This window comes from Mycobacterium sp. SMC-16, from assembly GCF_046250085.1.
Taxonomy (GTDB): Bacteria; Actinomycetota; Actinomycetes; order Mycobacteriales; family Mycobacteriaceae; genus Mycobacterium; species Mycobacterium phocaicum.
This window is the reverse complement of sequence record NZ_CP176427.1, coordinates 2208787-2234266: the sequence shown is the minus strand read 5'-3', so window position 1 is coordinate 2234266 and position 25480 is coordinate 2208787. Positions and strand designations below refer to the sequence as shown.

The following is a 25480-nucleotide window of genomic DNA, read 5'->3' as shown; positions in this document are numbered from 1 at the left end:
ACAGGCAATCAGGACTCATAGGAGTAAATTCCCTGCCTCCCTCAGCGCCTCCGCAAGTCGACGTTCGGCTCGCGGCAACTGCGCAGCGAGGGACGCGGCGCCACTCGCTCGCCGGCGCGGATCTGCACCGCGTTTGTATGCGGTGTGCGCAACAGCGGTCCACAACTCAGATGCGGTCTTCGCAGCCTCCGCTGCTCGGAACGCAGGTTCGAAACTCAACTCTTCAGCGATGCGTCGACATCCACGTGCCTGCAGATCTCGGAACAGACCGCCTCCGGTTCCGGCTTTTTCGATGAAGGCGCTCAGCGCAAACAAGGCACCGTCGAGGGTGTCGTCGTCAAAGATCTCCGGCCACCGCTTGAGGTCCTCCACAAAGGTCGATACCCCTGATAATCCACGCACCTGAATCTCACAATCGGAGCCCTCGGTGATCGGCGCGCTCACACACGAACCCTGCATCGCGTCCGCGGACCTACGGAAGGCCGACCGGGCAGCATTGCCGAGATCTGGTGCGGCGCCGGGCCACTCGACCACGTAGGTGGTGTGCCGCGTGGGGACGGGAAATCCCGTCGATGCCCGCGCCTTCCGTAGATTCTCGTAAGGCACGGCTTGAGGTGTATCGCGATCGTTATCGACCACGAAGGCGAGTTCCTCGTCGTCGTCGTACCCTACGATCACGACATCGTGTCGGCTCATACTCAGACGCGTTCTCAGATAGGGTAATTCGGCGATGTCAGTCCACACCATGACCGGCGTACCGGCATCGATATGTTCGGTCACCCATTTCCAACCGAGATCGGGGTCGTCTGTCGAACGACACTCGAAGCGCGCGCCCAACCGGGTCAAGTATTCGTCTTCGAGGTCCGCGCTGCGTCCAACGAGGTAGATCGGTGGACGTAGGTGCGCCGAGCGAACATACGAGAAGTCGAGGGCCCCGCCGAGAGCAAACACGATGCCTTCGTCCGGGGTGTCATCACTCCAACGGATCCCGGCCCATTCGGTCAAATCCCGAAGAGCCCCCGATCCGCAGTGGCCGCCCATGTCGTGGCGATACGGCACCACCATCGATGCCATCAATCCTCCTCCAGGTGACTAACGTGCAGGCGGCAACTCATCTGCGTCATAGGGAACGCGAGATGATTTCCTTCATCACCTCGTTCGTGCCGGCATAGATTTTTTGCACGCGCTGATCCACCCACAACCTCGAGATGGGGTACTCGGTCATGTAGCCATATCCGCCGTGAAGCTGCATACAGTCATCGAGTACCTTCATCGCTCGCTCAGTGGTCCACCACTTCGCCATGGCGACGGTCTGCACGTCCAGTTGACCCGCAAGGTGCAGGTCGATGCAGTAGTCGAGGAACACTCGTGCGATGCGCGTTTCGGTCGCGGCTTCAGCCAGCGTGAACTTGGTGTTCTGAAAGCCAAAGACAGGCCGACCGAACGCCTCCCGCTCACGCGTGTACTTGAGCGTCTGCTCCAGGGCAAGTTCCATCGCTGCGACAGCCCCCACCGCGACGATGAGTCGCTCTTGTGGCAGCTGCGTCATCAGCTGAATGAAGCCCTGTCCCTCAGCCTGGCCCAGTAGATGCGAGCGCGGAACTCTCACTTCATCGAAGAACAACTCGGAGGTGTCCTGGCCGCGCTGGCCGATTTTGTCGAGAACCTTGCCCCGCCGGAATCCGAGCAATGATCAGAACCTGTGGATGAGCCTCGGCGAGGCGGCGTAGGAAAGGGCGCACCTTCCCGAGGATGATCTGAATGTCGAAGGTCTGATCAAGAGCCGGCGTTGGCGCGCTGGTTCGGGAAGGTACGCCCATGCTCACGGTAGTTCACGATGCGGATTCATCCAACGAGGATGCTGGCTCGTCGCGGTCGTTGCTCGATGAGATTGTCCGCGACGGTGCCCGCCAGATGCTGGCCGCAGCGTTGCGGGCTGAGGTCGCCGCCTACATCGAGGCTCATGCCGGTGAGCTTGATGAGAACGGGCACCGGCTGGTGGTGCGCAATGGCTATCACCGCGAGCGCGAGGTGCTCACCGCGGCGGGCGCGGTGAGTGTGACCGCGCCGCGGGTCAATGACAAACGTGTTGACCCGGACACTGGTGAGCGGCAACGGTTTTCCTCGGCGATCCTGCCGGCGTGGGTGCGCAAGTCGCCGCAGATGACCGAGGTGTTGCCGTTGCTGTATCTGCATGGCTTGTCGACCAGTGATTTCGGTCCGGCGTTGGAGCAGTTCCTGGGCTCGGGTGCCGGCTTGTCGGCCACGACGATCACCCGACTCACCACGCAGTGGCAGGACGAGGCCAAGGCCTTCGAGGCCCGTGATCTGTCGGGCACCGACTACGTCTACCTGTGGGTCGACGGCATCCATCTCAAGGTGCGCCTGGAGCAGGAGAAGCTCTGTTTGCTGGTGATGATCGGTGTGCGCGCTGACGGCCGCAAGGAGCTGGTCGCGCTCACCGACGGGTACCGGGAGTCGGCCGAGTCGTGGGCTGATCTGTTGCGGTCGTGCCGACGTCGCGGGATGACCGCACCGGTGCTGGCCGTCGGCGATGGGGCCCTGGGGTTCTGGAAGGCCGTGCGTGAGGTGTTCCCGGCCACCGGCGAGCAGCGGTGCTGGTTTCACAAGCAGGCCAATGTTCTTGCCTGCCTGCCAAAGTCGGCTCATCCGGGGGCGATCGCGGCGATGCGGGAGATCTACAACGCCGAGGATATCGACCACGCGCAGGTGGCGATCAAGGCGTTCGAGGTGGACTACGGCGCCAAGTACCCCAAGGCGGTCGCCAAGATCGTCGATGACGCCGATGTGCTGCTGGAGTTCTATAAGTACCCGGCCGAGCACTGGGTCCATCTGCGCACTACCAACCCGATCGAATCAACGTTTGCCACGGTACGTTTGAGGACCAAGGTGACCAAGGGGCCGGGTTCACGCGTCGCCGGAATGGCCATGGCTTACAAGCTGATCGACGCCGCGCAAGCCCGCTGGCGAGCCGTCAACGCACCGCACCTGGTCGCTCTGGTCCGGGCCGGCGCGATCTTCCACAAAGGCAAACTGCTCGAGCGACCCACCGACATCACCCCGTCGGCGGACTCGGCACCGACCGAATCAACTGGAACGGAGGTCGCCTGAAACAAGCCGATCCACAGGTATTGACAATTCCTCTCCGGAATCCCGCCCGGTCAGCCTCAACAACGATCAAAGAGATGCCCGCAGCGCCCTGGCTCGGATCTGTCTTGGCAACAACGATGATGAGGTCGGCCTGTTGGCCGTTGGTGATGAAAGTCTTGGAGCCGGTGATCACGTACTCGTCACCGTCAAGGAGGGCCTTTGTCTTGACGCTCTGCAGATCGGACCCGGTCCCCGGTTCTGTCATGGCGATCGCCCCGATCATTTCACCGGACGCCATCTTGGGAAGCCACTGCGCGCGCAGCTCTTCAGTCGCGTACTGCAGGATGTAGTGGGCCACGATTCCGCTGTGCAGTCCCGCGCCCCATGAGCTGTCACCGATGCGGGCCTGCTCTTCAAGCACGACCGCTTCGTGCGCGAAAGTGCCACCGCCTCCGCCGTATTCCTCAGGTATAGACATGCAGAGCAGGCCCAGCTCGCCCGCTCGGTTCCACAGTTCTCGGTCGACATGGTGCTGGTCTGCAAAGCGGTTCGCATGCGGCGCCAATTCGGCCGAGAAGAACTTCGCAGCGAGGTCACGAAGCTCGAGTAATTCGGCATTCATCCAGGGAGAGATTGGTGAGGACATGATTACCTTCCGACTGTTGGAATTCCAGGGATTCGACGTTATGACGTTTCGATTTCGATGAGGTATTCGCCGGCAGAGTGGCGCGCACGGATGGCCTTTTTGTCGTACTTTCCGACGCTCGTCCTCGGAATATCGGACACGAAGCTCCATCGCTCGGGAATCCACCATTTGGCGACTTTGCCCGAAAGGAACGATCGGAGTTGGTCAATGTCAACGTCGGTTCCGGGGTGGACGACGACAAGCGCCAACGGCCTTTCCTGCCATTTATCGTCCGCGACGCCGACTACCGCCGCTTCGTACACGGCAGGGTGCCCGATCAGCGTGTTTTCCAGCTCTACCGAGGAGATCCACTCGCCACCTGACTTGATGACGTCTTTCGAGCGGTCGGTCAGTGTCAGATAGCCCTGGGGGTCGATCCTGCCCACATCACCGGTACGCAGCCATCCTTCATCGAACTTCTCCGTATCGTTGTCTCCGAAATAGGAACCGGTGATCCAAGGGCCGCGCGCCTGAATTTCCCCAACTGACCGACCGTCCCACGGCACGTCTTTCCCGTCGTCGTCCCGCAACCGGATTTCGACACCGCAGATCGGTCGACCCTGGCTTGCGCGCATCTCCCATCGTCGCGTCTCGTCGGCTCCGCGAGCCGGGCGTGCAACGGTAGCCAGTGGAGAGGTTTCGGTCATACCCCATGCCTGCACGATGGGCACGTTGTACTTCTCTTCGAACGCCCGCATCAGGGAAAGCGGAACAGCAGATCCCCCGCATGCGACCAGCCGCAGTGAAGAAATGTCTCGGTCAGGGTGCGAATCCAAATATCGGTCGACGTCATTCCAGATCGTCGGCACTGCACCGGCCACGGTCGGCCTGGTGTCTTCGATGATCGACACCAACGGTTCGGCTTGGAGATACCGGTCAGGCAGCACCAGATCCGCACCGGACATCAACGCTGCGTAGATAAGCCCCCACGCATTGGCGTGAAACATCGGGACGATGGCCAGCACACGGTCGGCCTCGCTAACTGACAACGCGTTAGCCGTGCAGGCGGTCAGGGAGTGAAGGTACGTCGAACGGTGACTGTAGACGACCCCTTTGGGATCCCCGGTGGTGCCGCTCGTATAACACATGGCCGCGGCGGACAGCTCGTCGAGCCGAGGCCAGTCAAATGACTCTTCCTGGCCGGCAAGCACTTCCTCGTAACGCAGAACGGTCTTCCCGCATCCCTGTAGCGGGGCAAGGTCGCCCTCCCCGGTCGCGATGACGGTGTGCACCGACGCCATCGCCGGGAGCGCGCAAGCCAACAACGGCGCAACCGAAGCATCTACTAGCACAATCTGATCGCTCGCATGGTTGGCGATGTACGCGAGTTGCTCCGGAGCCAAACGAATGTTCAGAGTGTGCAGCACCGCACCCATGGAGGGAACCGCACAGTAGGCCTCCAAATGTTCCTGGTTGCTCCACTGGAAGGTGGCCACGCGTTGTTCTGCAGTGATGCCAAGGCTGCGCAGCGCATTGGCAAGGCGAGCCACTCGCGCCAGCACAATGCGGTAAAGCGTTCTCCGATATCCATTTCCGGTCGGAGTGACAACCTCGCTGTCACCGTGTATGGCTGCCGCATGCTGAACGATCGCCGAAACCGTGAGCGGAACATCTTGCATCGTGCTTTGCATCGCGTAGTGCCCTTTCAGGCGAAGAGGTCGGGACGACAGTTCGGCTGGTCGATGAATGTGCCGTAATACGTTCTCAGTGCTTGCAGGATGTCTGCCAGGGGTAGATCGTCGTAGGCTCCCCGGTCGCGCAGATACTCCATGTGCTGGGTGCCGTCACCGGTGAAACCATGGAGCAGCGCGTCGCTACGGCCGTCGAATTCGATCGGCGAGACACCGAAACGTGCGCACAGCTCGCGATTGAACGCCGGGGTCGCCTTTACCCACGCACCGTTGAGAAACATGAGACTGTAACCGTGGTAGACGAAAACGTCGGTACCACCCATCCGCTCGCGCAATGTCTTGGTCTGGAGGTGGTTTCGGACGTCGGCGAACCCCAGCCGGGCCGGGATGCCCGCCGCTCGGCACGCTGCAGTCAAGAGCACGGCCTTCGGAACGCAGTAGGCGCGTTCTGCGGTTGCGACGGTGCTGGCGCGATAGGCGTGCGGGTTATCGGTCACCGTGTAGGGGTCGTACCAAATGGAGTCGCGGACCGCGGTGAAGATGCCGATGGCCTTCTCGGTGTCGCCGCAGGCACCACGGATCGCCGATGACACGAAGTCACGTACCGAATCTTGTTGCCAGTCAAGGAACTCCGTGGGTTCGAGGTAGGGCCTGTGGTCAATGGTCATCGGCGCTTCATTTCCAACGGAAGTCCGTCCACCGGAATGGGCAGCGAAGTGTTGTCCCATCGGACGTGATAGTTCTCCGGAACCGTCCAGGTGAACGAACGCAGCATCCTGTGCAGGATCGCCTTGACCTCGAGCGTCCCGAATTGCATGCCGATGCACTTGTGCGCTCCACCTCCGAACGGAACCCAGGCGAATCGGTGGTGTTGATCTTCGCGCCGAGGCTCGTCGAAACGTGAGGGATCGAACCGCTCCGGATCACTCCAGATCGTTCGATCGAAGTGATTCACGGCAGGCGTTATGGCGCACAAAATGTTCGCGGGGATGTGATATCCGTCGATGGCGACATCTCGAACCGTCTTGCGCATCACCAGCGGAACAGGTGCAAGCAGTCTGAGCGCTTCCTTGATCACGAGGTCGATGACCGTCATCTTCTCCAGGGCATCGATGTCCGGCAACCCGTCACCGACGGCATCGGCTTCCGCAGCCGCTGCCTCCTGCCACTGCGGATACTTGGCAAGGAAATAGGTGACCGCTGTGGTGGTGATCGTCGATGTGTCGTGGGCCGCCATCATCAAGAAGATCATGTGATTCACCACATCCTCGTCGGAAAACCGCTCCCCGTCTTCGGTGGTGGCTTGACAGAGAGCAGCGAACAGATCCTCCGTTTCACCGGCTCGCGCGGCCGGCAGATGCCGGAAGAAGTAGTCCTCCAAGACGCGCCGCCCTTGCACACCAGCGCGGAATCTGGTTCCCGGAAGCGGAACACGCACAAGGGAACTCGCCGCCCGGACGGTAGCGACGAACGCCTTGTTGACGGCATCGCTCTCGTCCTTGCCACGGCCGCCCATGAAGACGTCGGTAGCTATGTCGAGGGTGAGTTCCTTCAACAGTGGGTAGATACGAACCGACGGGCCCACCGGCCACGCAGGCACTGCCGAGCGAACGCATGGGGTTACCTGTTCGACGTATCCGGTCAGGCGCGGACGCGTAAACGCCTCCTGCATGATGCGCCGGTGCATCAAGTGCTCGTCGAAGCTCATGAGCATCAAACCGCGATGGAAGAAGGCGTCGATCAGGAAAGACCAGCCATCCTGAGAGAATGCCTTCGCTTCGCTCGTGAACGCCTCTCGAGTGGCGTCAGGGCCGGCGATGACCACCATCTTGGTGCCGAACGCGCCCATCCACGACACCGAACCCAGACGGTCGTAGCGCTCTCGACTGAAATCCGAGCCGAATCGGATGTAGTCGAGCGTGTGACCCACGAAGGGCAGTCCGGCATCCCCCCGGACGGCTTTCAATCCACTGCCCGCGGGTGCCGGTGCCAGTTCACGAACCGGCCAGTCCCGGCTCCATCGACGCCATCTGTCGTCGACGGCGTGAGGCGCAGGCACCATGATCACAGAGGACAACCGCTCCTTCACGTGGTGGGCGGGTGCGAGACGGTGATTCGTCATGGTTCCTCCTGGACGCTGAGCCGCTCTGACCGTGTCATCGCTAGTCTTTACATAAGCGCGCTAGATGTCAATATCTGGACAATATTGGGCTAGGAGTTAAGTGCGCGTCTCGCACCCATGGCCGGCCCAGGACCCGGCAGACTCGGTGCAGCGGGGCCTCCGACCTTTAGACGCCCGACCCTTCTCAAGACGTAATCGCCGCCGCGCAGCTTCCGCGTGAGGAGTCGATAAACCAAGGTAGGCCCCGGCCAGTTCGTCGGGATTTCCCCACTCGAGGTTCGATACCAGCTCGCACACAGCGCCCACACCGACCTCCGTAGTCGCCTTCTCAAGCGCGTGTTGTAACGTTGCGCGATCTCTGACTTGACCTCGACCGCATGACCCGGATGAGCAGCCACGACCTTGATGAGCGTTGCGATGTGACGGACTTGTGACTCGATCATGTAGAGGATCGACCCCGAGCCCACATTCGTGTTGGGACCATAAAGCAGGAACAAGTTCGGGAACATGGGGACAGTGATGCCCAGATATGCGTATGCCTGGGTCTTCCACACCTCGGCCAAGGAGACTCCGCGAGAGCCGCGCACGGACATCGGGGCGAGAAAATCGGTGGCGCGAAACCCGGTTCCGTAGATCACGACATCTGCAGGACGAAACTCTCCATCCACGGTCTTCACACCCTTGTCGCAGAGCTCTGCGATAGCCTTCGGCACCAACGACACGCGATCACTCGCGATTGCTGGATAGTAATCATTCGAGAACAGCACTCGCTTGCACCCTGGCGCGTCGGAAGGCATCAATTGCTCGCGCAGAGATGGGCTGGCAACCTGCCGATGTAGGTGGCTGTCAGCGGTCACGTATTTCCCCAGGTTTGAGGGGTTGTCCGTCACGTAATTCCCCACCCTGGCTGTCACGTAATTCCCCACCCTGGGCGGTGTGTCTGCCTGGTGTGGGCCTCGTTTACCGGTTCGCTCTGCATCCATCTGATGGTGGATGGAAGGGCGCTGATGGCGAGGAGAAGTATCGTGATGCTCGATTTGGTCGAGTTGTTCACCCACTGGCACGCGGGCCGTTCGCAGGTCCAGTTATCGGAGTCGCTGGGCATTGACCGCAAGACCGTCCGCAAATATTTGGCTCCGGCGGTCGCGGCGGGTATCGGCCCGGGTACGGAGCCGCTGACCGCGCCACAGTGGTCGGAGCTGATCGGCGGGTGGTTCCCGGAACTGTCCGATCCTGCGGCGCGGGCGCTGACCTGGCCGCTGATCGAACCGCACCGGGACCAGATCAAGACCTGGCTCGATGCCGATGTCACGATCGCCACGATCGCTCAGCGGTTGCGGGACGAGCATGCGGTAGCGGTGTCGGAGTCCTCGGTTCGGCGTTGGATCGCAACACATTTCGCGGAAGAGGTGGCACGAGCGAAGGTGACCGTGCCGCGCGGGCCGGTCGAGCCGGGCAGTGAAGCGCAGATCGACTACGGTCGCCTGGGCATGTGGTTCGATCCCGCGGTGGGCCGCCGGGTGGCGGTGTGGGCGTTCGTGATGGTGTTGGCGTGTTCGCGGCACCTGTTCGTGCGCCCGGTGATCCGGATGGACCAAACCACCTGGTGCGCTTGCCATGTCGCGGCGTTCGAGTTCTTCGGCGGGGTCCCGGCCCGGTTGGTGTGTGACAACCTCAAGACCGGGGTGGACAAACCCGACCTGTATGACCCGAAGATCAACCGCGCCTATGCCGAGCTGGCCACCCACTACGGCACCCTGATCGACCCGGCGCGGGCGTTCAAACCCAAAGACAAACCCCGCGTCGAACGGCCCATGCAATACATCCGGGATTCGTTCTGGCGCGGCCGCCAGTTCGACGGGCTGCCCGCGATGCAAACCGACGCCCAGCGCTGGAGCATCGAGGTGGCCGGGGCGAGGTCGTGTCGGGCACTGGAGGGCGCGCCGCCGTTGCGGGTGTTTGAAGCGATCGAAGCCAGCGCGTTGATCGGGTTGCCGCCCAGAGTATTTGAACTGTCCACCTGGTCGATCGGCACCGTCGGCACCGACGCGCACCTCAAGGTCGGCAAGGCGTTGTACTCGGTGCCGTGGCGGCTGATCGGGCAACGCCTGCATGCCCGCACCGCCGGCGACGTGGTACAGGTCTTTCACGCCGATGCGGTGGTGGCCATCCACGTGCGCCGCCCATCGGGGCGCTCGACCGACTTCGCCCATTACCCGCCGGAGAAGGTCGCGTTCGCGATGAAAACCCCGACCTGGTGCCGGCGCACCGCCGAACTGGTCGGCCCGGCCTGCGTCGCGGTGATCGCCGCGTTCATGGCCGACAACGCCATCCACCATCTGCGCGCCGCGCAAGGAGTGCTCGGGCTGCGCGACAAACACGGCTGCGACCGGTTGGAGGCCGCGTGCGCCCGCGCCATCGCCGTCGGTGACCCGTCCTACCGCACCATCAAAGGCATCCTGGCCGCCGGCACCGAACACGCCGGCGACGAACCGCCCGCCAGCACCGGCGCGGCGGGGGCGTTTCTGCGTGGCCCCGACCAGTTCGGCACCGATACCGGCATCATCGCCTGATCGTCACCAATTCCACACTGCTGCAACATAATCAACCTTCAAAGGAAGCCCACCATGTCTATCTGTGATCCGGCGCTACGCACCGCGCTGCGCACCCTGAAACTGTCCGGCATGCTCGACACCCTCGATGCCCGGCTCGCCCAAACCCGCGACGGCGGCCTCGGCCACCTCGAATTCCTGCAAGCCCTCTGTCAAGACGAGATCGCCCGCCGCGAATCCGCCGCTCTCACACGGCGATTGCGCCGCGCCAAGTTCGAAGAACAGGCCACCTTCGAAGACTTCGACTTCACCGCCAACCCGAAACTGCCCGCCGCGATGCTGCGCGACCTGGCCGCCCTGCGCTGGCTCGACGCCGGCGAATCAGTCATCCTCTACGGCCCCGTCGGCGTCGGCAAAACCCATGTGGCACAAGCACTCGGACATCACGTAGCCCGCCGCGGCGGGGACATCCGCTTCGTCAAATGCGCCCGCATGCTCGCCGACCTTGCCGGCGGACACGCCGACCGCACCATCGGCCAGCGCATGCGCGAGTACACCCGGCCCCTGGTACTGATCGTCGATGACTTCGCGATGCGTGAGCACACCACCACCCAATCCGACGATCTCTACGATCTGGTCTCCGACCGGGCCATCGCTGGCAAACCCCTCATCCTGACCAGCAACCGCGCCCCCAAAGACTGGTACCCGCTGTTCCCCAACCCCGTCGTGGCCGAATCCCTACTCGACCGACTGATCAACACCAGCCACCAAGTCCTCATGGACGGACCCAGCTACCGACCCCGGAAACGACCCGGCCGCACCACCACCTAGACAACGCCCGCCCCGACCGGTAAGACCAACACGAGGCCCACACCTGGGGAATTACGTGACAGCAACCCCTGGGGAATTACGTGACCGACGACAGGTGGCGGCGCGCGATCGCACCGAGAACGCGTGAGAGGGGCTTCGCGTCGACTAGCGTCACAGCGAGCAACTCGAAAAGTAGCCATACCGCGAAACGCTCGAGGCGCAGCGCCATCGGCAATAATTCGCTCACCCTGTGGTGAAGGACTCCATACCTGCTGTCCCACTTCGGCAAGATCCACGGAGCCGTGCGCTGATACAGCGTGACATGCTCTGCCTCGCGGGCGATGTGTGGCACGAATTGGACCGCACTTGCCCCTGTGCCGATGACGGCTACTTGCTTGCCGCGAAGCGAAACCGATCGGTCCCAACGCGCCGAATGAAAGCGCGGCCCCTGAAAGGTGTCTGCGTCGGCGATATCCGGTATGTGGGGTAAGGAGAGCTGACCCACGGCCGAGACGACGACATCACAGCATATCGTCTCGTTCGAGCTCGTGGCCAGGGTCCAACGCCCGGACTGATCGTCGAAGGTCAGGTCGACAACTTCGGTCTGTGTGCGCAGATGTGCGGCCAGTCCGCCACTCTCCACGAGTCGTTGGAGGTACTCGAGTATCTCGGGTTGCTCGGCATACCGCCGTGACCAACGAGGATTGGGCTTGTACGAGAGTGAGTACAACGCTGACGGCACGTCGCAGGCCGCTCCCGGATAGGTGTTGTCACGCCAAACACCCCCGATGTCTGCAGCCTTTTCCAGGATCGTGAAGTTCGTGAACCCGTCCTTCTTCAGCCGGTGGGCCATCGCAACCCCGGCGAAGCCGGCCCCGATGATCACGATCGACGGATCGTATGCGCGACAGGCCGTCGCGAAGTTGCTGCTCATGAGGCAGAGACGACTGACTTCACGCTGCGGCGGTGGAGGTGGTGTAAGTGTAGGTGTAGGTGCATTGCCTGTTCGGACACTTTCACCTGACTCCCGAGGCTTCAAGGAAGCGTCCCGCTCGATGAATCGCGTCTCGGGCTTCGGGAAGAATCCGGAACATAGCCTGGAATACATGGATCTGTCCCCGGTATACCTGGATCTCGACGTGGGATCCAGCTGATTGAAGTCGCTCGGCGAGACGGCGCGAGTCATCGATCAACATTTCTCTCCCGCCCACCTGAATGAGGATCGGCGGCATCGAGGTGAGGTCCGCGTCAAGCACGCTGAGGCGCGGATCTCCGCGATCTGCACCACCTACGTAGAGGTCAAGAGCGCGCGCCGCTGATTGAGCGGAGGCAAAAGGATCCCGGCGGCGAAGTTCACGCGCTCTGGCGAGTTCGCACCTGAGATCCAGGACGGGAGACATCAGCAGCATCGCATCAGGGAGCGGCAATCCAGCTGCACGTGCGCCCAAGGCCGTGGCCATCGTGAGCTGACCGCCCGCTGAATCTCCGGCAACCGCGACGGTGCGCTGGCAAGAACCTGGGGACCCTCCGCTGGTAAGCCAGCGATACGCGTTCAGTGCATCGTCCGCGGCTGCGGGATAGGGATATCGTGGCGCAAGTCGATACTTGACGGCGAAGATTGGGCGTCCGCTTGCGGAGGCGAGTTCGCCGAGAAGACCGCGGTGCGTCTCCGGCGAGCACATAGAATAGGCACCGCCGTGGATGTACAGCAATGGGTTCGCATGCGGATGTATCACAGGTGTGGTGATCCAGTCCCCACGAACCGGGCCTCCGGCGAATACAGTGTCAACCTTGCGCACTGTGACGCCGCGCCGAGGCCGTGAGGCGACGAGCGCTGTTCGCAGCACGCGATCCATCACCGCAAGTCCGTAGGCGTTTGATGGCATCAGCTGTGTCAGTGGGCGCAGCGTGGTTCGCGAGGACATCGCGACGAGATGGCTGGCAAGGCTGGGCTGCCAGTCGGGGGCATCCATTCTGGTCACCGGGGACACACCTCCTCGGGCCGATTCTCGAATCGGTAGTCCGAGAGGCGAAAGGTGCGGCTTCGCCAATACGTCTCCAGAGTCGTTGATGGACGGAGTGGAACGTCGCCGTGCTTGTCGAAGTAGTAGCTGTTGGCATTGGAACAGCTCGGCTGCCAGAAAACCTGCCTGTGACGACGACTCAGCACTTCGGCGAAGTAACGGTCATTCGCCTCCTTCTTAACCTCGACGAGGCTCGCACCCAGTGCCCGCGCGCGACGAAGACAGCGGACGATGTGCCGACTCTGCGCCTCGATGAGCGTGAAGTACGAGGCGCCGTTGTAGCCGTAGGGACCGAAGATGTTGAAATGATTCGGAAATCCCGGGACGCTCACCCCTTCGAAGGCCTGCAGTCGATGCTCGTCCCACCATGTAGCCTGCTCCAGCCCGCCGCGTCCCTTCAACACGTACGTTGGCATGTTGCCCGACTCCATCACTTTGAAGCCGGTGGCCAGGATCAAGACGTCAATGGGATGAGCTTTGCCGTCTCGAGTATGGACGGATGCATGGTCGATATGGGTTATGCCGCTCGTCTCGAGCGAAACGTTGGACCGGTTGTACGTTGCGAGATAGGAATTGTGGAAGCTGGGTCGTTTACAGCCCAACGAGTAGCGCGGAATGAGTTGTTCTCTCGTCGTCGGGTCATGGACTTCACGCCGCATGTACCGCTTTGCGGCGCTCTCCATGACATCGGCGAACGGTATCACCGTATGAAAGTGAGCGGCGATTGGGAAAGTGATTTCTACGAACGCCTGGCTCGCGGTCCGGGTCGCCAATTGTGCCCCCGGCAGGAAATGTAGAAGCCTTCCAGCCCACGTCGGTATTGGGAAGTCTGGCTTGGGCAGACAATAAATTGGAGTTCGCTGAAAGACCGTCAGACTCTCTGCTTTTCTTGCGATTTCGGGTATCAGTTGCACGGCTGACGCACCGGTACCGATTACTGCGACCCTCTTCCCGCTGAGATCTTTGGTATCGTCCCATCTAGCCGTGTGGAGCGTAACGCCGGCGAAATCTCGCACCCCCTTGATTTCAGGCCATTTCGGCCGACTGAGAACGCCGGAGCAATTGATCACGAAGCGTGCGGTGATCTCCTCACCTTTTGCGGTCGTCAGACGCCAAAATGTTGCATTTTCGTCAAAGCAAGCTGCGGTGATGGTTGTATTGAAACGAATATGGTCTCCAAGCTCGTACTTTTCAACGCATTGCTCCGCATAGGCTTTGAGCTCGTTGCCGTGGGCGTATGTACGCGACCAAGAGGGCCGCATTTCGTATGAGAATTGATAACTGTACGACGGTATGTCGACCGCGATACCGGGATAGGTGTTCCAGTGCCACGTACCACCTACGCCATCGGCGTCGTCAACCATCAAGAAGTCGGTAAATCCCGCCTTCATCAAGCTAATGCCAGACCCGATGCCGGAAAATCCAGCTCCTATGATGATTATCTCGTAATTACGGTCGGACTTGCGATCCATTGCTGTATTTCACCGTTCTGACGGTCAGCCTTGCAAATTTGTATTCAGAGTGATTGCGTCAGCTCGAGGTGTGTATCGTCGCGCCGGGTTATCACGTAATCATGAGGATCCAAGTGGGATAGTTCTCTCATAAACTGGGTCGCGAAACCTGGGTACATGGTCCCGTTGTAGCCGTCCTCGGTCAAATACCAGCTGCTGCAGCCAGAATTCCATGTTGTACGTCGAAGGCGGCGCTGAATTTCGGAGTGATAGCGGTCCTGGCGATCCTCCCTCACATCCAAAGTACCGATGTCATTTTGCTGAAGGAGCTTGATCGCCTTGACTATATAGTCAATTGCGGCCTCCATATATACGAGCGCCGAATTGTGGCCTGGCCCGGAATTCGGTCCGAAAGTGAAGAACAAATTCGGATACCCGGCCACGCTCACGCTCTTGAAGGCGTATCGCCCCAAGAACCATTCATCGCCGAGCTTCCGACCACCGAGGCCGCTGATCGGGAACGGGGTGCCACGTTTGGCCACATCGAAGCCAGTGGCAAACACCATACAGTCCACCTCGTGCTCCACACCGTCAGCGGTCCGAATACCGTTCGGTGACAACGTGGCGATCGGCCAACTGATCAGCTTACAGTTATCCGACTGTAGCGCAGGATAATAATCGCTGGTCATGAGCATACGTTTGCAACCTGCTCTGAAATGGGGCGTCAATTGACGTCTCAACCAGGGATCTTTCACCTGCCGACGCAGATGAGCCTTCGCCATCAGTTGTATCGCCGATGTCGCGGCGGTGTTCCAGACCATACCCACTGCCATCACTTCGTGTGCCCAGAACCAAGCGTCACGGAGCGCCTGTTCGCTCGCCGGCAATTGCTTAAAGGTCGAGCGCGCCCAAGCCGGATGCTTGAAGTTAAACCTGGGCAATACCCAGCCGGGCGTTCTTTGGAAGACTTTGACCGACGCAGCCGACTTCACGAGCTCAGGAATGATCTGCACCGCGCTCGCGCCCGTCCCGATGACTGCAACCCTCTTGTCGCGGAGGTCGTAGCCCTGGTCCCATCGAGCGCTGTGGATTTTCTTTCCCTCGTACGAGTCGATACCTCGAATATCCGGAAAGCTCGCGTCGGCAAGTGGTCCACTGGCCATCACGACCGAACGAGCTTGATAACGCGTTCCGTCGGCCGTGTCGGCCACCCAGATGCCGGCACCCTCATCGAATTCCAAGGCGGTTACATCGGTATCAAACTGGATGAACCGGGCAAGGTCGTACTTAATGACGATCTCGTCGATATATTCGAGGATCTCAGCGCTCCCCGAGTAGGTACGAGTCCAGCCCGGATTCGGCTCGAACGAGTAGGAGTAGAGAAGCGAGGGAATATCGCAGGCCGCACCGGGATAAGTATTGTCTCGCCAGGTGCCTCCAACGCGATCTGACCGTTCCAGGATGACGAAGTCATCCGTGCCCTCCTGAAGCAGTCTGATCGCCGCACCGATACCTGCGAACCCGGCGCCGACGATCAACGTCGTCGTGGTGCCTGTCATTTGGCAACCGGTTCGTAGGTCAGTTCGTCCGTCCAGGATGGCGGCCGACCGAAAATCTGAACAGGGAAAACATCAATCGCATTGCCAAGGCGCTGAGACACGAAGTGCAGAGGCTGGGACCGCTTGATGGAAGACGACATGTGCGCCTTCAAGATGTGATAACCGGGCACCCTCCGCGTATGCTCACTCCGGTCGCCGACATTGGCATACCGCGTCACTGCATTGTATAACTTCTCCTCGGACAGACCCATAGCGTTGAGATTCATCAACATACGCGTCAGGAGCGGGATATACAGCAACGCGCCGGTGAGAATGCGCGGGTCGACCAGAGCACCCGCAGTTTGAATGGCGTGGATTCGCATCGGGCTGGCGCCCAGGTCATTCAAGACCTGGAAGCCAACCGCGAGATGCCGCGATTCGTCGCTGTTGACCTTGTTGAACACCTCCCCGCACACAGGGTCGTCAACCTCATCGAGGAGAAACTTCAGCAGCGCTCCATCGAGCGCAGTCTCCAGTGCCGGAATCGCGGCCCCGATGACGGTCAGGGGCAGGGCTTCGGCATAACGGTCCAACCATTCGATCACCAGCCGAATATTCTTGTTCGGGACCGGTTTCTCGCCTTCCTCCAGCATGCCCCAGCGACGCATCAGGGCAAGTTCGGCATTGGCGTGACGCTGCTCCTCGGCGTGAAAGTAACGGTAAATGTCTCCGAGCGCTTCGAATGGCGCCTTCGGAGCCATCGCGGCGAAGGCACGTGCTCCAACATGCTCAATCCACACCACGTCGGACATGAATTGCTTGAGTGTGGGACGCTGTTCATCGGTGATCAGTTCCGCGCCAGGGGCGTCCCAATCGATATCGGCGAGAGCCCATTGCTTGTTCTTGATTGTCTCGAGCATGTCGCTGTATGCGAAAGCCATTTTCCTGCTCCTCTACTCGGCTGAATCGTTCCTTGAGGCCATGCGCTCCACGAGGCCCAGCGTGCGTGTAAAAGGACCGGGTAGGGCTCTCTTGAGTTGCCACAAGACTTTGGCATCGAGTTGGGGTACTACATAAATTCGTCCGCGATCGTGCGCGTTCAACGTCGTTCGAGCAACGTGCTGTGGCGAAATGCCGGTCCATTTCATCAGGTTGGTCGCGAGTCGTGCAGCCGCCTCGTCGATGTGAGGATTATTGGCGATGTTCGTCTTCACGAAGGTGGGACAAAGCACTGTGACGTTGACGTCAGTACCGCTCAGTTCGGCCGCCAGTGTCTCCGACAGAGCGAGCACTCCGGCCTTGCTGACGTTGTAAGCCGCCATCCGAGGGGCCGAGCCAAAGCTCGCTGCGGACGCCACATTGATGACTCCGCCATGCCCATTGCTCCGGAGCCGAGGCACAAAAGTCTCGCAGCCGTAGATCACGCCCCAGAGGTTGACAGAAATCGCCGCTTTCCAGTCCTCGATTGACGTCGCGCCGATGCGGTTGCCGCCTGCACCGATTCCGGCGTTGTTGATGACGAGGCTCGCGGCCTTCCCGAACCAGTCTTCGCTCACATCAGCGAGGTTGCGGATCTGCTCAAGATCGGTGACGTCGCATGCGATGTCGAAGCCCTCGCCGCCAGCCTGCCTCACCAACTCTGCCGACTCTTTTGCGGTGACGGGATCTCTGTCAGCGCACACCACGCGTCCGCCTCGGCGTGCAAGCTCAACGGCGAATGCGCGGCCGATACCGCTTCCTGCGCCCGTAACGACTGCATCGGCTCGGTGCGTTCTGCCTGGTGCGCCGCCGAATGGCAGCAATCTCATTCGTCTGCCTTTCGGGTCGCGACATTGACGTCTGCTGTGAGGGAACTCTCATCTGGGGGCACCAGCCACCATTGGTGTCGCATGCCACCAGTTTTGTCGTGGACCGAGCACCTTGTCAAGATGGAGAGGTGCGGTCGAGAAATAAGCGCTGGGGTGGTCGGACCGGGGCCGAGCGTCGTGCAGAACGACGGCAGCAATTGATCGAGGCCGCAACCGAGATTTGGAGTGAGAGCGGTTGGGCCGCGGTCACTATGCGCGGAGTATGCGCCCGCACAGGGCTCAACGATCGATACTTCTACGAGGACTTCAAGACGCGCGATGAGCTGCTCGTTGCCGCGTGGGATGGCGTCCGCAACGACATGCTCGGCGAGGTCGCCGCGCTCTTCAACGAGCGTGCGAATCGGCCGCCGATCGAAACAATCACCGCAGCGATCACCATCGTGGTCGACCGGATCGCACGCGATCCCGGCCGAGCACACATCCTCCTCGCTCAGCACGTAGGTAGCTCACCGCTGCAAGACCGCCGCGCCGTGGCGCTACAGGAAGCAACGCAGTTAGTCGTTGAGGCAAGCCGGCCACACCTCCGACAAGATGCCGACGAGATAGCCCTTCGCATGGACACTCTGATCGCTGTCGGGGGGTTCGTCGAAGTCATCACCGCCTGGCACTCGGGTTTGCTCGCGGTGACCGAGAAGGAAGTGGTCGCGCACACTAGCAGACTTGCTGAAACCCTGGCTCAACGCTATGTCGTCAGCGACTGATCGAGGCTCACAACAGGGCCAGCCAGCCCCGTGGCGATCGCTGCGAACCGCATTTGCGGGTCCGACCGCCGTCTCGCCCGGCTACCAAGCACCGAATCCGTGAGTCGCCGGCGCGTCACACCCTGTTCGGAAGGAGCGACGCAGGAACGGTGCTCCTGCGTCGCCGAACTTCCGTACCTTTGCTATCCCGGCTGAGCGATAACTCTCTGTGAACCGTCTTGGTCGAACAGTTCTTTGCTCCAACGCTCCAGGACCGCGGCGCTGTCCCAATCATCAGGATGGAAACCCGGGCGGTTGTAGGAACGGAATCGCCGCAGCGCATCGGCGGTGAACATCGGGGTGCGACTGAAGCGGTACAGACTGCGCACCAACGTGACCGGGTTATACGAGGCTCTATCAGCGGCCATGGACAGGGCAGTCTGCAGAATGAGTTCGCCGAACAGAATTACTGAAGCGATCCGCATGCCCCGTACACGGGTGCGCTCGGTTCCTCCCACGAGCCGATAGACGTCGAAGGCAACCGCTTTGTGCTCCGACTCCTCGAAGGCATGCCACAGCAGAATCGGTCGAACCTCTGTCTGTCCGATGAGCTTCTGGGCGTCTTCGCTGGTAAGAATGATTTCTGCCAGCGTAGCGGTGTAGTGCTCCAACGCGGACGTCATGGACAGCCGCATTTCCGGCGAAAAGCGCCGTTCCAATCGCTTGATCAGGCGTGCGACATGACGGTCGATTCGCGCGGTCGGATACCCCATGACCTGGAGTCGCTCGTTGAGGAGACGATGCTGGTGTCGATGTGTGGCCTCTTGTCCGATGAAACCCTTGACCGCTGTCTCCAATTGGGGATCCTCGATGGAACTCTGGAAGTTCCTGACCGAGCGGATGAAGAAATCCTCGCCTTCCGGGAACGTCGCAGAAAGCACCGAGATGAAATGGCTCATCACCAGGTCGCCATCGACAAAATGTTGCCGCTTCGTGGAGGTCGGCATCGGAAAACGAACACGCCTGGGTTTTGGCAGCACGCGGGTCCTGGTCGGGGCTTGATCTTCCGACATTTGAGGTCCTTCCTCGAAGTTGTATCTGACTTTATACCTTGTCAGATAAGACTGCCAGACTGTAGGACATGAGTCCAGCACGTGTTTATGGCGGGCTGTCCGCAGCTCAACGCGATGCGCAGCGCCGGATGATGTTGATTGATGCCGCAGTCTCAATCATGGGCACCCACGGAGCTGCCGCGTGCACCGTGACCGCCGTGTGTGCGAAGTCAGGAGTGACGAGCCGGTACTTCTACCAGCAGTTTCGCGACCGAGACGCGCTGTTGCACGCGGTATTTGCCAAGATCTCCGCCACCTTCCAAGCGGTGGTAACCAGCGCCATTCCGGACGACACGGTTGCGCCTCAAGAACTCGCTTACGCTCCGATCAAGGCCCTGGTTCAGGTGATCGAGAACGATCCCAGCATGGCCCGCATACTGTTTGTCGAGTCGGGCGCAGAACCCCTTCTTCGGCAACTGCGAAGCGAACTGATGACCGATTTTGCGGAGCTGGTCCTCAGAGAGGCCCGTTTGCACCTCGATATACCCAGCGATGTGCTTCAAGTCGCAGATCTCGCCGCTACCTACGGTGTCGGGGGCCTGTTCGAGATACTCCGTCGCTGGATAGACGGACAACTGAACCTCTCGACTGAAATGCTTATCGAGCACGGTGCGGGTTTTCTCGGCAGTCTCGGGCTGTATGCCCTCGGGCAGGCACCTGATCAGGCCGCTCCGCGGCTGGCCGCAGCTGAGGAATAGATTCTGGCCGACCGGCGTTATGCACTACTCAATTGGCTGAAGGGCATGGCGCGACACTGACAATCGCTGCGGGTGTTCACCCGAGATCGTGAACCGTAGACTCCACGCGCGCCGGACGAGGAACTCGATACGACCTCGCACGGGCCCTGTGTGCCGTCCCTCCCCAGTCAATTCCTTCGATCGCTCGATCTGCAGCGAAACGCACCGCTTCGATCCTCGCCATCCGACGGAACCACGGCGCGGAACAAATCCGACGCCCGCCCCGCACCGTTGTCACCTGATGTTAATTGCGGCTAACATCAGCGCCTAGTAGATCGACGTCGATGGTCGCTTGGAGGGAAAACTTTGGTACAGGTCCTGCCCGATCGGGTCGACGACACCGCGCCCGGCTATCTCAAGAACCGCGAAGGACTGAGCGCGCAACTCGACACCATCGCGGAGCAACTGGCGCTGGTCAACGGCGGCGGCGGCGCGAAATACGTTGCGCGCCACCGTAAGCGGGGCAAGCTGCTTGTCCGCGAGCGCATCGAGCTGATGCTCGACCCCGACACGGCGTTCCTCGAACTATGCCCCTTCGCCGCCTGGGGCAGTAAGTTCCCCGTCGGCGGTAGCGTGGTGGTAGGCATCGGCGTGGTCGAGGGCATCGAGTCGATGATCATCGCCCACGACCCCACCGTCCGCGGCGGCGCATCGAACCCCTATACCTTCCGCAAGGTGTTCCGCGGCATGGCCATCGCGCGGGAGAACCGGCTGCCCATCATCAACATCGTCGAGTCTGGCGGCGCCGACCTGCCCACGCAGGCAGAGATCTTCGTGCCCGGCGGACAGCTGTTCCACGACTTGACACAGCACAGCGCAGCGGGGCTGCCGACACTGGCCTTGGTCTTCGGCAACTCGACCGCGGGAGGTGCGTACGTCCCGGGCATGTGCGACTACGTCGTGATGGTGCGCAACCGTTCCAAGGTGTTCCTCGGCGGTCCGCCGCTGGTCAAGATGGCCACGGGCGAGGTCTCCGATGACGAGTCGCTCGGCGGCGCCGACATGCACGCCCGCACCTCGGGGCTGGCCGATTACATGGCCGAGGACGAGCAGGATGCGATCCGCATCGGCCGTCGCATCATGGCGCGGCTCAACTGGCGGAAGAGCGGCCCCGGACCCACCACGCCGCCGCACCCGCCGGTGCACGACCCCGATCAGCTGCTCGGCATCGCGTCGGTCGATCCGAAGGTGCCCTTCGACCCCCGCGACGTCATCGCCCGAGTGGTCGACGGCTCGGCCTTCGACGAGTTCAAACCTCTCTACGGCACGTCACTCGTCACCGGCTGGGCCTCGATCCACGGCTTCCCGGTCGGCATCCTCGCAAACGCACGGGGCATCCTGTTCAGTGAGGAGGCCGAGAAGGGTTCGCAGTTCATCCAACTGGCGAATCAGATCGACACCCCCCTCATCTTCCTGCAGAACACCACTGGTTTCATGGTCGGTGCCGAGTACGAGCAGGGCGGCATCATCAAGGACGGCGCCAAGATGATCAACGCCGTGTCCAACAGCACAGTTCCGCACGTGACCATCACCATGGGTGCGTCCTACGGTGCCGGGAACTACGGCATGTGCGGGCGGTCGTACTCGCCGCGTTTCCTATTCGCTTGGCCTAACTCGAAGTCGGCCGTGATGGGTCCGGCGCAACTGGCCGGAGTGCTGTCCATCGTGGCGCGCGAGTCCGCCGCCGACCGCGGGCTGCCCTTCGACGAGGAGGCCGACGCCCAGATGCGCGCCGCCGTCGAGGAACAGATCGAGCGCGAATCCGTCGCACTGGCCAACAGCGGCCGCCTTTACGACGACGGGATCATCGATCCCCGCGATACGCGGACCGTTCTCGGGTTCTGCCTGTCGGTGATCCACAACGGCGAGGTCCGTGGCCAGCGTGGCTACGGCGTGTTCCGGATGTGATGGCGATGCCCGAGATCCGCAAGGTCCTGGTCGCCAACCGTGGCGAGATCGCGCGGCGGGTGTTCCGCACTTGCCGCGACCTCGGGATCGCCACCGTGGCGGTCTATTCCGACGCCGACGCGGACGCGTGGCACGTCGCTGACGCCGACGAGGCCGTGCACCTTCCCGGCTCGTCTGCCGCCGAGACCTACCTCGATATCCACCGGATCATCGCCGCTGCCTCGCTCACCGGCGCGGACGCAGTACACCCCGGCTACGGCTTCCTTTCGGAGAACGCCGGGTTCGCGCGTGCCTGTGCCGCCGCCGACCTCGTCTTCATCGGTCCGCCGCCCGGGGCGATCGACGCGATGGGCTCGAAGCTGCAGGCCAAGAAGATGATGTCCGACGCGGGGGTGCCTGTGCTGCCCGGTGGCGACACGACGGGGCTGTCGGCCGAGCAGCTGGCGAAGCTGGCCGCCGACGTCGGCTACCCCGTAATGGTCAAGGCCAGCGCCGGCGGGGGTGGCCGAGGCATGCGCGTTGTCGCGTCGCCGGACGAGCTCGACGAAGCGGTCACCTCCGCTTCGCGTGAGGCCGCCGCCGCGTTCGCCGACGGCACCGTCTTCCTCGAGCGTTACGTCCAGCGCCCACGCCATGTCGAGATCCAGGTCATGGCCGACACGCACGGAAACGTCGTGTCTCTGTTCGAGCGCGAGTGCTCCGTGCAGCGTCGACACCAGAAGGTGATCGAGGAGGCGCCGTCACCGGTCGTCGACGACGCGTTGCGTGCTCGGATGAGCGACGCCGCCATCGCCGCCGCGCGCGCCGTCGGCTACGTAGGCGCCGGGACGGTCGAGTTCGTCTACGACGCCGCTCAGGATGGCAAAGCCGACTCCTTCGCCTTCCTAGAGATGAACACCCGGCTGCAGGTCGAGCACCCGGTTACCGAGCTGATCGCCGGCCTCGACCTGGTGCGTGCCCAGCTGCTCGTAGCCATGGGCCGCCCGCTGCCTGAGGAGATGCACAACCCGCGAATTCGCGGTCACGCGGTCGAGGCCCGTCTGTGCGCCGAGGATCCGGCCGATGACTACCGGCCCTGTACCGGCACCCTGCGCACCTTGGATGTCCCGGCGCTTGCCGGCGTGCGGGTTGACTCGGGTTTTCGTGCCGGTTCGGTCATCAGTCATTACTACGATTCGCTGCTGGCCAAGGTCATCGCGTGGGCACCAACGCGCGACGAGGCACTTGCCAGCCTCTCGGCGGCGCTGGCCGGCGCCCGTATTCACGGCGTGACGACCAATCGCAACCTGCTTGTTCGCGTCCTGCGCCATGACGAGTTCGCCGGGCGGGGCACCGACACTGGTTTCCTTGACCGACACGACGTCGCCCAACTCGGCGCTGCCCTCCCAGACACGCAGTCCGAGCGCCTGCACGCTGTCGCGGCGACCGTGGCCGGGGTGGCCGCGCGGCGTGCCGTCGCAACTCTGCAGGCCACGTTGCCCGCCGGCTGGCGCAACAACCCTTCGCAGCCGCAGACCACAACCTGGCAGACCCAGGGTGGGCGCGAAGTGCGCGTCGGGTACACGTTAGGTTCGACAGGGACCTGCCTGCAGGTCGACGACGAGCCGTTGGCCGACGTCGAGGTTGTCGAGGGCAGTAGCGAGCGGGTGGTGCTGCGCGTCGACGGGGTGCGCCGCACTTATGATGTCGTCCTCGACGGCGATGTTGCCCACCTCGACTCGGTCGCCGGCTACTCCGCCCTGCGGCTGGCGCCACGCTTCGTCGACCCGAGCACTCTGAACCCGCCCGGGTCGCTCACCGCGCCGATGCCGGGTTCGGTGGTCCGACTGCCAGTCGCCGAGGGCGAGACGGTCTCGGCGGGCCAAACCCTTGTCGTCCTGGAGGCGATGAAGATGGAGCACACCGTCGCGAGCCCGATCGACGGGGTGCTGAGCGCCCTGCCGGTCCAGGTCGGCCATCAGGTCTCGAGCGGTGATGTACTCGCCGTGGTCGAGGCGGTGGACGGCGGTGAAGTGGCGTCGGACGCCACCGAGCTCTAATGAACCCGGCGCGCTCTGCCGATCGGTGGCGCGTCGATACCGATGTGAGGAGTGTCATGGAATTGCACGAGACAGAGGAACGTCAGGACCTGCGCAAGGCGGTCGCCGAGATCGCCAAGGACTTCGGACACGAGTACTACCTGGAAAAATCGCTGGCCGGGGGGAAGAGCACCGAGCTGTGGCAGGCCGTGGGCAAACAGGGCTTCCTCGGGGTGAACCTTTCCGAGCAGTACGGCGGCGGCGGCGGCGGCATCTACGACATGCAGATCGTCGGCGAGGAGCTCGCCGCAGCGGGCTGCCCGCTGCTGATGACAGTCGTCTCGCCGACCATCTGCGGCACGATCATCCAGGCATTCGGCAGTGAGGAACTCAAGCAGCAGTGGCTGCCGGGCATCGCCAGCGGCGAGACGATCATGGCCTTCGCGATCACCGAGCCGGACGCGGGCTCGAACTCGCATAACATCTCCACGACCGCCAAACGCGACGGTGACGACTGGGTCATCAACGGCACCAAGTACTACATTTCTGGTGTCGACGAAGCCGAGGCGGTCCTGGTCGTCACCCGAACGTCTACCAATGACCGTGGCCGCGGACTGCTCAGCTTGCTCGTCGTGCCCACCGATGTCCCCGGGCTAACCAAGTCACTCATCCCGGTCCAGGCTGTCACTCCGGAGAAGCAGTTCACTCTATTCTTCGATGACGTCCGCGTGCCGGCCGCCAACCTGATCGGCACGGAGAACGAGGGCCTGCGCCAGGTCTTCATGGGCCTGAACCCGGAGCGAATCATGGGGGCGGCGCTCGGCAACGGCATCGGTCGCTACGCGCTGGATAAAGCCGCCGATTACGCCCGCAACCGCCACGTGTGGGGAGCTCCGATCGGCTCGCACCAGGGCGTATCGCACCCGCTCGCCCACGCCAAGATCCAGGTTGAGCTGGCCCGGTTGATGACTCAGCGTGCCGCCTCCCTGCACGACGCCGGCGATCCGGGGTCGGGTGAGGCGTCGAACATGGCGAAATATGCCGCAGCCGAGGCGGGCATCCTGGCGCTCGACCAGGCGATTCAGACCCACGGCGGCAACGGCATGGCCACCGAGTACGGCCTCGCCACGTTGTGGGGTCCGGCCCGGCTCATGCGCACCGCGCCGATCAGCCGCGAAATGATCCTCAACTTCGTGGCGCAGCACAGCCTGAAACTGCCCGCGTCCTACTGAG

At 62.1% G+C, this 25480-nt stretch carries 18 protein-coding genes and 4 pseudogenes; 8 read left to right on the top strand and 14 right to left on the bottom strand.

Annotated elements, in window-relative coordinates:
- Nucleotides 1-15: 15 nt before the first annotated feature.
- Nucleotides 16-1074 carry a BtrH N-terminal domain-containing protein gene (locus ACJEIK_RS10775; protein ID WP_048469524.1) on the bottom strand — a complete coding sequence of 353 codons (1059 nt, stop codon included), beginning with the start codon at nucleotides 1072-1074 and terminating at the stop codon, nucleotides 16-18.
- 46 nt (nucleotides 1075-1120) lie between these two features.
- Nucleotides 1121-1684: pseudogene (locus ACJEIK_RS10770) on the bottom strand (acyl-CoA dehydrogenase family protein); the annotation flags it as partial.
- Nucleotides 1685-1818: 134 nt separating this feature from the next.
- On the opposite strand from ACJEIK_RS10770, the gene ACJEIK_RS10765 reads away from it, so the two are divergent.
- Complete coding sequence (locus tag ACJEIK_RS10765; protein WP_052536990.1) at nucleotides 1819-3132, top strand: IS256 family transposase; 1314 nt, start codon at nucleotides 1819-1821, stop codon at nucleotides 3130-3132.
- 22 nt (nucleotides 3133-3154) lie between these two features.
- Here the strand turns inward: ACJEIK_RS10765 and ACJEIK_RS10760 are convergent.
- The 5 genes and pseudogenes from ACJEIK_RS10760 to ACJEIK_RS10740 form a co-directional block, all read right to left on the bottom strand.
- A pseudogene (locus ACJEIK_RS10760) lies at nucleotides 3155-3757 on the bottom strand (acyl-CoA dehydrogenase family protein); the annotation flags it as partial.
- Nucleotides 3758-3795: 38 nt separating this feature from the next.
- A complete protein-coding gene (locus tag ACJEIK_RS10755) occupies nucleotides 3796-5415 on the bottom strand; it encodes a fatty acid--CoA ligase (RefSeq protein ID WP_085980922.1) in 1620 nt (539 codons plus the stop codon).
- Nucleotides 5416-5441: 26 nt separating this feature from the next.
- Nucleotides 5442-6095, bottom strand: coding sequence for a transglutaminase-like domain-containing protein (locus ACJEIK_RS10750; protein ID WP_014805690.1), 654 nt, complete (start codon nucleotides 6093-6095; stop codon nucleotides 5442-5444).
- Nucleotides 6092-7549, bottom strand: a complete 1458-nt coding sequence (locus ACJEIK_RS10745) for a cytochrome P450 (RefSeq protein ID WP_014805691.1) — start codon at nucleotides 7547-7549, stop codon at nucleotides 6092-6094. Before ACJEIK_RS10745 ends, ACJEIK_RS10750 begins: the two co-directional genes overlap by 4 nt.
- Before the next feature lie 89 nt (nucleotides 7550-7638).
- Nucleotides 7639-8400, bottom strand: a pseudogene (locus tag ACJEIK_RS10740) (4-hydroxyacetophenone monooxygenase); the annotation flags it as partial.
- 177 nt (nucleotides 8401-8577) lie between these two features.
- Between ACJEIK_RS10740 and istA the strand changes: the two are divergent.
- Together istA and istB are read left to right on the top strand one after the other, a co-directional pair.
- Nucleotides 8578-10122: an IS21 family transposase gene (istA, locus tag ACJEIK_RS10735; RefSeq protein WP_109558051.1), complete on the top strand. Its 1545-nt coding sequence runs from the start codon at nucleotides 8578-8580 to the stop codon at nucleotides 10120-10122.
- Nucleotides 10123-10176: 54 nt separating this feature from the next.
- Nucleotides 10177-10932: an IS21-like element helper ATPase IstB gene (gene istB / locus ACJEIK_RS10730; RefSeq protein WP_074360265.1), complete on the top strand. Its 756-nt coding sequence runs from the start codon at nucleotides 10177-10179 to the stop codon at nucleotides 10930-10932.
- Between the two features lie 91 nt (nucleotides 10933-11023).
- Here istB and ACJEIK_RS10725 read toward each other — a convergent pair.
- From ACJEIK_RS10725 to ACJEIK_RS10700, 6 genes and pseudogenes are all read right to left on the bottom strand, one after another.
- Nucleotides 11024-11845, bottom strand: a pseudogene (locus tag ACJEIK_RS10725) (flavin-containing monooxygenase); the annotation flags it as partial.
- A gap of 82 nt (nucleotides 11846-11927) precedes the next feature.
- A complete protein-coding gene (locus tag ACJEIK_RS10720) occupies nucleotides 11928-12884 on the bottom strand; it encodes an alpha/beta hydrolase (RefSeq protein ID WP_081495204.1) in 957 nt (318 codons plus the stop codon).
- Between the two features lie 5 nt (nucleotides 12885-12889).
- On the bottom strand, nucleotides 12890-14407 hold the full coding sequence (locus tag ACJEIK_RS10715) for a flavin-containing monooxygenase (protein WP_014805694.1): 1518 nt from the start codon (nucleotides 14405-14407) through the stop codon (nucleotides 12890-12892).
- Nucleotides 14408-14451: 44 nt separating this feature from the next.
- Nucleotides 14452-15945, bottom strand: coding sequence for an NAD(P)/FAD-dependent oxidoreductase (locus ACJEIK_RS10710; protein ID WP_048469527.1), 1494 nt, complete (start codon nucleotides 15943-15945; stop codon nucleotides 14452-14454).
- On the bottom strand, nucleotides 15942-16865 hold the full coding sequence (locus tag ACJEIK_RS10705) for a hypothetical protein (RefSeq protein WP_014805696.1): 924 nt from the start codon (nucleotides 16863-16865) through the stop codon (nucleotides 15942-15944). The genes ACJEIK_RS10710 and ACJEIK_RS10705 overlap by 4 nt, the downstream gene beginning before the upstream one ends.
- A 12-nt stretch (nucleotides 16866-16877) precedes the next feature.
- Nucleotides 16878-17732: an SDR family NAD(P)-dependent oxidoreductase gene (locus tag ACJEIK_RS10700; protein ID WP_014805697.1), complete on the bottom strand. Its 855-nt coding sequence runs from the start codon at nucleotides 17730-17732 to the stop codon at nucleotides 16878-16880.
- A 197-nt stretch (nucleotides 17733-17929) separates the two neighbouring features.
- Between ACJEIK_RS10700 and ACJEIK_RS10695 the strand changes: the two genes are divergently transcribed.
- Complete coding sequence (locus ACJEIK_RS10695; protein WP_048469528.1) at nucleotides 17930-18493, top strand: TetR/AcrR family transcriptional regulator; 564 nt, start codon at nucleotides 17930-17932, stop codon at nucleotides 18491-18493.
- A gap of 182 nt (nucleotides 18494-18675) precedes the next feature.
- Here the strand turns inward: ACJEIK_RS10695 and ACJEIK_RS10690 are convergent, their stop codons facing one another.
- Nucleotides 18676-19545, bottom strand: a complete 870-nt coding sequence (locus tag ACJEIK_RS10690) for a metal-dependent hydrolase (RefSeq protein WP_014805699.1) — start codon at nucleotides 19543-19545, stop codon at nucleotides 18676-18678.
- A gap of 68 nt (nucleotides 19546-19613) precedes the next feature.
- Here ACJEIK_RS10690 and ACJEIK_RS10685 point away from each other — a divergent pair, with 68 nt between their 5' ends.
- The 4 genes from ACJEIK_RS10685 (at nucleotide 19614) to ACJEIK_RS10670 (ending at nucleotide 25479) form a co-directional block, all read left to right on the top strand.
- Entirely contained in the window at nucleotides 19614-20282 is a 669-nt protein-coding gene (locus ACJEIK_RS10685) for a TetR/AcrR family transcriptional regulator (protein WP_409431459.1), read from the top strand.
- 345 nt (nucleotides 20283-20627) lie between these two features.
- Entirely contained in the window at nucleotides 20628-22229 is a 1602-nt protein-coding gene (locus tag ACJEIK_RS10680; protein ID WP_048469530.1) for an acyl-CoA carboxylase subunit beta, read from the top strand.
- Between the two features lie 5 nt (nucleotides 22230-22234).
- The gene (locus ACJEIK_RS10675) at nucleotides 22235-24268 is read left to right on the top strand and encodes a biotin carboxylase N-terminal domain-containing protein (protein ID WP_174545962.1); all 2034 of its coding nucleotides are present in this window, start codon (nucleotides 22235-22237) and stop codon (nucleotides 24266-24268) included.
- Between the two features lie 56 nt (nucleotides 24269-24324).
- Nucleotides 24325-25479 carry an acyl-CoA dehydrogenase family protein gene (locus tag ACJEIK_RS10670; protein ID WP_186272281.1) on the top strand — a complete coding sequence of 385 codons (1155 nt, stop codon included), beginning with the start codon at nucleotides 24325-24327 and terminating at the stop codon, nucleotides 25477-25479.
- Nucleotide 25480 lies beyond the last annotated feature (1 nt).

Excerpts from the sequence above, each read along its gene's own strand:
- ACJEIK_RS10685 (WP_409431459.1), top strand. The coding sequence starts at position 19,614 with ATGAGTCCAGCACGTGTTTATGGCGGGCTGTCCGCAGCTCAACGCGAT.
- ACJEIK_RS10705 (WP_014805696.1), bottom strand. The coding sequence starts at position 16,865 with ATGGCTTTCGCATACAGCGACATGCTCGAGACAATCAAGAACAAGCAA.
- istA (WP_109558051.1), top strand. The coding sequence starts at position 8,578 with ATGCTCGATTTGGTCGAGTTGTTCACCCACTGGCACGCGGGCCGTTCG.
- ACJEIK_RS10745 (WP_014805691.1), bottom strand. The coding sequence starts at position 7,549 with ATGACGAATCACCGTCTCGCACCCGCCCACCACGTGAAGGAGCGGTTG.
- ACJEIK_RS10675 (WP_174545962.1), top strand. The coding sequence starts at position 22,235 with ATGCCCGAGATCCGCAAGGTCCTGGTCGCCAACCGTGGCGAGATCGCG.
- ACJEIK_RS10775 (WP_048469524.1), bottom strand. The coding sequence starts at position 1,074 with ATGGCATCGATGGTGGTGCCGTATCGCCACGACATGGGCGGCCACTGC.
- ACJEIK_RS10755 (WP_085980922.1), bottom strand. The coding sequence starts at position 5,415 with ATGCAAGATGTTCCGCTCACGGTTTCGGCGATCGTTCAGCATGCGGCA.
- ACJEIK_RS10720 (WP_081495204.1), bottom strand. The coding sequence starts at position 12,884 with ATGGATGCCCCCGACTGGCAGCCCAGCCTTGCCAGCCATCTCGTCGCG.
- ACJEIK_RS10670 (WP_186272281.1), top strand. The coding sequence starts at position 24,325 with ATGGAATTGCACGAGACAGAGGAACGTCAGGACCTGCGCAAGGCGGTC.
- ACJEIK_RS10715 (WP_014805694.1), bottom strand. The coding sequence starts at position 14,407 with ATGGATCGCAAGTCCGACCGTAATTACGAGATAATCATCATAGGAGCT.
- ACJEIK_RS10750 (WP_014805690.1), bottom strand. The coding sequence starts at position 6,095 with ATGACCATTGACCACAGGCCCTACCTCGAACCCACGGAGTTCCTTGAC.
- ACJEIK_RS10700 (WP_014805697.1), bottom strand. The coding sequence starts at position 17,732 with ATGAGATTGCTGCCATTCGGCGGCGCACCAGGCAGAACGCACCGAGCC.
- ACJEIK_RS10710 (WP_048469527.1), bottom strand. The coding sequence starts at position 15,945 with ATGACAGGCACCACGACGACGTTGATCGTCGGCGCCGGGTTCGCAGGT.
- ACJEIK_RS10690 (WP_014805699.1), bottom strand. The coding sequence starts at position 19,545 with ATGTCGGAAGATCAAGCCCCGACCAGGACCCGCGTGCTGCCAAAACCC.
- istB (WP_074360265.1), top strand. The coding sequence starts at position 10,177 with ATGTCTATCTGTGATCCGGCGCTACGCACCGCGCTGCGCACCCTGAAA.
- ACJEIK_RS10765 (WP_052536990.1), top strand. The coding sequence starts at position 1,819 with ATGCTCACGGTAGTTCACGATGCGGATTCATCCAACGAGGATGCTGGC.